General features: G+C 35.7%; 5 protein-coding genes and 1 pseudogene. 4 read left to right on the plus strand and 2 right to left on the minus strand.

All coding sequences use genetic code 11. The features are described from left to right. Positions 1-238, plus strand: a pseudogene (locus AC1DIT_RS26895) (MarR family transcriptional regulator); the annotation flags it as partial. Between the two features lie 712 nt (positions 239-950). On the opposite strand, the gene AC1DIT_RS26900 reads toward AC1DIT_RS26895, so the two are convergent. Together AC1DIT_RS26900 and AC1DIT_RS26905 are read right to left on the minus strand one after the other, a co-directional pair. Further along, positions 951-1,568 carry a relaxase/mobilization nuclease domain-containing protein gene (locus tag AC1DIT_RS26900; RefSeq protein ID WP_016116847.1) on the minus strand — a complete coding sequence of 206 codons (618 nt, stop codon included), beginning with the start codon at positions 1,566-1,568 and terminating at the stop codon, positions 951-953. A gap of 13 nt (positions 1,569-1,581) precedes the next feature. Beyond that, the gene (locus AC1DIT_RS26905) at positions 1,582-2,325 is read right to left on the minus strand and encodes a hypothetical protein (protein WP_242227466.1); all 744 of its coding nucleotides are present in this window, start codon (positions 2,323-2,325) and stop codon (positions 1,582-1,584) included. Positions 2,326-3,189: 864 nt separating this feature from the next. On the opposite strand from AC1DIT_RS26905, the gene AC1DIT_RS26910 reads away from it, so the two are divergent. The 3 genes from AC1DIT_RS26910 to AC1DIT_RS26920 all read left to right on the plus strand — a co-directional run. Then, positions 3,190-3,873: a hypothetical protein gene (locus AC1DIT_RS26910; protein ID WP_016116850.1), complete on the plus strand. Its 684-nt coding sequence runs from the start codon at positions 3,190-3,192 to the stop codon at positions 3,871-3,873. Between the two features lie 26 nt (positions 3,874-3,899). Continuing rightward, positions 3,900-4,484 carry a zinc metalloprotease gene (locus AC1DIT_RS26915; RefSeq protein WP_016116851.1) on the plus strand — a complete coding sequence of 195 codons (585 nt, stop codon included), beginning with the start codon at positions 3,900-3,902 and terminating at the stop codon, positions 4,482-4,484. 601 nt (positions 4,485-5,085) lie between these two features. Then, on the plus strand, positions 5,086-5,587 hold a 502-nt coding region (locus AC1DIT_RS26920), incomplete at its 3' end, for a MarR family transcriptional regulator (protein ID WP_476998545.1).

Below are 5,587 nucleotides of genomic sequence, written 5' to 3' on the forward strand. Positions count from 1 at the left end.
ATTGGGAACTAGTAGAACAAAAGTTAGTAGAGTAATTAATAGTCTTGTGAAAAAAGGGATATTAGCTAAAGCTGAATCTGGGGTTGAAGGTAATAATGTAAAAGCTTATGCGATTTATGTTAACCCCAATATTATTTATGCTGGTAATCGTGATGATGTTCAAGGAGCTTTAGTAACTATGTTTAGAAAAGCAATGAATAATAAAACTCTAAAAAATTTACCTAATAGATTATTTTAAAAAGAACTATTGACTAGTTCCTTTTTTTTTGATTTTTTATTTTTCGTACGTATCAAATCTGATACGAAAGTGTATCAGATTTGATACGTACGAAAAATCTTGAAACCCTTGATATTACTGTGTTTTTTAAACTTTAAAATGCTTGTCCTTCTCACTCTATATATTATTAAGGCTAAAAGTTCCGCAAGGAACGGGTCGTATTTTCCTCCGCTTTGCTCCAGAAAATCTCCACCCTCTCCATTTTATTTCGTCCTTGCAAAACTTTTTTCGGCACGTGTTTCGCTTTCGCCAAGCCGATAGACGAAAAAGTAGATTTCTAGCATATCGACTTGCGATTTCCATTGTACGTGCCGAACCGCTTTATCTATCGTTCATGAATTCTTCTTACCCAAAATATAGATACGTTCTTTTCGTGGGGTTTCCCCACACCCCAGCCAGCCTCCGCCAAAAAAGTAGAAAACCGTGAAAACACAAGCACGGACTATCCAGGGAATCCTCTTGACGAAAATAACGGATTCGATAATTCAAATGTTTGTTTAAATAAGTGAGACATAAAAATAAGACATGAGAAGGGAAAAAGGTAAGAAAATCAAAGATTATCTGTTAAGGGAATGTTCTTAACAAAGACAATCGGCTTCGCCAAAATTTGCAAAGGTGTTTTTATAGTTGATTGCGAGGACAAAGAGACTTGGTGGCACCGCCACCAAGTCTCTTATCTTTCTAAATGTTGTTGTTTCATTGATTTTTGTTTGACTTGTATTGGTTCTATTTCTGGTGTGACAAGTTTTCTTTCTTGTTTGAGTTCTTGTAGTTGTCGTGTTAATTCTCGATCAATGAATAGATCGAGTTCGATTTGTGGGGTACGAGAGATTTCTTCTTGGGCATATTGCTGTAGCTCTTTTAGATGTTTGGGATAAAAACCAACTTGTTTATTAGCTTCGTTATATCCTCGAATGACCACATGGACATGAGGATGTCCCTCATCATAATGTATGGTAGCCGCCCAATCTAGTTTTTGATTCGTTTTGATTTCAAAGCGATTGATAATTTGGCGTGTCCAATCTTTTAGATCGGCATTGTATTTGTTGTATTCATCTTCCGATAGTGTGAATACAAGCTTATGGGCGACAACGCCTCTGTTTGGTTGCTCTCGTATTTTAGTCATAAAATCTTGACGTTGGATTATGTCTTGGTTTTGATTAAATAATTCAGGTTTTTCTCGATGATGGTCTTTATCCGCTTCTATGTATTTTATATGTTCTTTGATGGCGGTAATCGGTTTGTTTTTCCCAAAATGTTTTTCAAATCCAACGGATTTAACGTGAGTCATAGATAAACACCCCCTATAACGCTCCATTTTCGCTTATATGGGCTTCTAATAGCTTTTTAGGTCTATCTATCATTCCAGAGTTTTCGATTCGTTTTACGAGATTCTGAGCCCATTTTTTAGTATGTTTTTTTTCTAGAGTTGTTCTTTGTAAAGTAGATTCTAATTGTTCGATACGTTTTTGAAGCTGTTGATTGTTTGTTTCGCTTTTTTCGAGTTGGTTTCGTGTTTCTTTTGTACTCTTTTCCCAGATGCTCCATTGTTGATAGGCTTTTTTATGTTTTGCGGTCATGTCTTCCAGTTGTTCTTTTAATTCATGAATTTGAGCTTTTTGTTGGAATAAAAGATTATCTCCAAATTCTTTATATCGTTTGGATACAATGGCTGTTGTTTGTTTATACGCTTCATTTTGAAGCGTATCGGAATTTTTGATTCCTGCTTTATGAAGTTGTTCGATTAATAGAGATTGACGAACGGTATCAAATGTATTGGTGAAGAGAAGTCCTGCCATCCGTTCAACTGTTCGTTTGGACATCTCGTCAAAACGAGATTCAAGGCGATCAATCAATGCGGATTCTGTTTCAGATAGAATGCCTTCTACATCAGTAGATTTGATCTGTCTAGCATTATAGGATTTAATTGCATGCTCGATGAGCATGCCGAATTTTTGTTCTGAGCCAAAATCTATTTTGGCGAGTCGTCTGCCGAGACCGACAACGTCGGGATCAAGACGGACGGAAATTTTTTCACGGGCTGTCATAAAAGCACCTCCAAAATTGAGATTTTTCTCAATTATAGGAGCGTGCGACAGTGGGGGTCAAGGGGGAGGGCAACCTCCACCTTGCGGAGTGTGTGGTAGACGTGAAACATCGGACACTTTTAACTCCGCCTCCCCCTAGTTGAACGTGGCACAGCCCGTGAAACTGCGGGGTCGGTTTGGTGAATCACGCACAGAACGAGCGAAGCGTTGTTCGAGCATGATTCACTTGCTTGGAATGAAAGGTTGCTGATTCAATCCGAAGGGAGAATCAGCACACGAAATGGAAAGCAATAGAGGGAAGCAAGGAAACAGGGAGGAGAAACGAGGCTCACCCTGTTTAGGAGCAGCCCGTGAACAAATGGGATATGCACGGAGTCCTGGGCGTTTATGCCGCGAAAGTTCCTTGACGATGAGAAGCACCCTCATGCAAACTCGCCAGAGGTGGCCCCAGAAGGGCGTTTTTTGCCCGCTGGGGTTATCTTTGGGAGTTTGAGGGTGTAGAGGCTCGTGGTCAAGGGAACCGTGGAATAAAAAGCGTAGGACGGATTTCAGCAAAGGGCAAAAATCGGATGAATGTAAAAAACATATTTTCAAGGTGAATGATAGTGCTTTTGATGTATATAGAAGAATTGAGCAGGAGAGAAGGATTGGTTGCTATTCCTAAATTAGAGTGGTCATTTCGTTTTCTGTATGATATAAGCAGCACAGAAAAGTTTGAATCAGAACGTGAAGAAATGGTTTGCTCACTTCTTTTATGTTAAGAAGGGGTTGGGTATTTTAATTTGAATATTAAGAAAATCACTTGCGAATAACCATTTTATGTAAGATGATTTAATAAATAAATAGAAAAAATGGAGGGATATGATGAAAAAGTTAAAAAAAGGAAAAGTGTTTTTGGCTGTAGCTTGTGGAGCGTTGCTTATAGGAGGAAGCTACTTTGTCCTACATAGTAATCAAGTTGCTAATGAAAGTGAATCTGTGAGTGTATCAACCAAAGGGAAAACAAAGGAAAGAATTGCTATTCATGGAGAGCTAGATGTATCTTCATTCAAAGAGACGCTAAGTGAAGCAGATTTAGTTGTAAAAGTAAAGATTGGTGATAAGGTGAAAGAATTTAATGAACCTTCACCTGGAACTCTTTACAATGCGAAAGTACAAGAAACATTAAAAGGACAAGCTGGTGCAGATATAAAAGTGTTGCAACAAGGTAATTCTGACTATTCATTCAATGGGAATCCTTTATTTACAAAAGGTCAAGAATTCATATTAGTACTTAAAAAAGCTGTAGGATTAGGTGAAAATGTTTACTGGTTGCTAGGAGAAGAGACGCAGATTTATCAAGTTGTAGGCGATGGAAGTTTAAAACGTTGGGCAGCACATGATGCTTCGCAATTTGAAGATATTGAAGATAAAGCAAAAACTGAAGCGGAGAATAAAGGTGTAGTTATCCAGCGTAGCCAAAGTGTGGAACAGACTGTTAAGCAAAAGGAAAATGTACAAATTTTAAATGAAAATCAATTTAAAGAAAAAGTGAAAAATAATCAATAAATAGGATAAGGGGGAACTATTAAGTTATGAAATTCAAAAAGTTATTACCTAAGTGTATCACTACAATGGCTTTAAGTAGCGTTTTGTTTTTTGGTATTTCTGATAATAAAACTTTAGCGCATACACCTCTTCAAGGTGGTCTTTATGATGGGTATTCAGTTGATATTTACAATCATGCAGGGAAAGCACATGTCAACTATACACTGTCTTCAAGTATAGATAGTAATTATAAATCAATTGTGTTAGAAGGGGCAAAAAAATGGTATTCAAAAGGCGTTATACATTTTTGGAACGAACCCTCTGGTGCAGTAGGTTCATTTCATAAATACAGCAATCTAAATAGCTCCACCAATGCATATTACTTTGAATGGAAATCGGATTATTACAATCACTTATATACTTGGAAAATTAATTTGAATACAGCGAAAATGAATTCACGTAGCTTTGCAGCTAATAGTCAAACTGTTGCGCATGAATTGGGGCATGCTACGGGATTAAACGATTTGTTTAGAGATTTTAATAGCGGAGTATTAATGTATGGATATAGTGATCGTACTGCTACAGAACCGACTAAGGCTGATTTACTTGGCGCATCTAGGGTTAATTGGTAATATGGGGTACAGCCGAGATATACACGCTATCTTAACTAAGAAAATTAAAAAACGAATTTAGAAGGGCCCTTACGTTGTATTGTGACGAATTATTTTTGGTACAGTATTTAGTTACATCTAATTTCAACACGAGCAATTTTAGAATTTGAAAAAAAAAACTGTAACAAAGGGTGCGTTAGTGGATTGACTTCCGATAATCATACTTTATGTAAAAAATCAGTATAAATCTAGTTTCTTCTTTTTTGTTTATGGATGTTCTAATCTCTTTATTTTTAGCGTTTTGAATGTATAGTTTTATAGTCGTTTTTGAGGGGAATGAGTGAATTGCGATAAAGTCAATAAAATCAAGGAATTGAAAGTAAACTAATATTTAAAAGTTTACTTTCAGAAATAACAAAAAGAGTCCTAATTATATAGAACTCTTTTTTCTTTATAGAGTTTGTACAATAAAAAAGCCCCTATGTTATAATTGAAAGTGACCAAACTATCAATTAGAGAAGGGGACTTTTTGTGTACATATTTAACTGCAAATTCTATATGAATCATACCATAAAAACTAACTCTTCTCTAGTTAAAAAAACTGGGAAAGAGGAGAAAAGTTATGACAAATACTATCAATTTAGAACAAGCTGAAAAAAATGCAAGGTTGAGAGATATTGAGAATTCAAAGATCTTGTCAGAAGAAGAGATGCAATTAGCAAATGAGCTTCAGTCAAAAGCTAGTTCAAGAGGAATGAAATTAGTACCTGAAAAGAAAATAAAAAATAAGGCTAAATTTGTTCAACTATTACAATTGAATTGGGAATATTTAAGACAGCAAGATTATATGACTGGTGAGGAAAAGATTTTTTTACTTGATATACAAGCTTACATAGGACTTCATTCAAATGCAATTGTAGATGATATTACTAAGAAATATGCGTCTCCATTAAATATTACTCAAATAGGAGAGGTATTGGGAACTAGTAGAACAAAAGTTAGTAGAGTAATTAATAGTCTTGTGAAAAAAGGGATATTAGCTAAAGCTGAATCTGGGGTTGAAGGTAATAATGTAAAAGCTTATGCGATTTATGTTAACCCCAATATTATTTATGCTGGTAATC

It is taken from the genome of Bacillus sp. 05T22 (assembly GCF_056396765.1).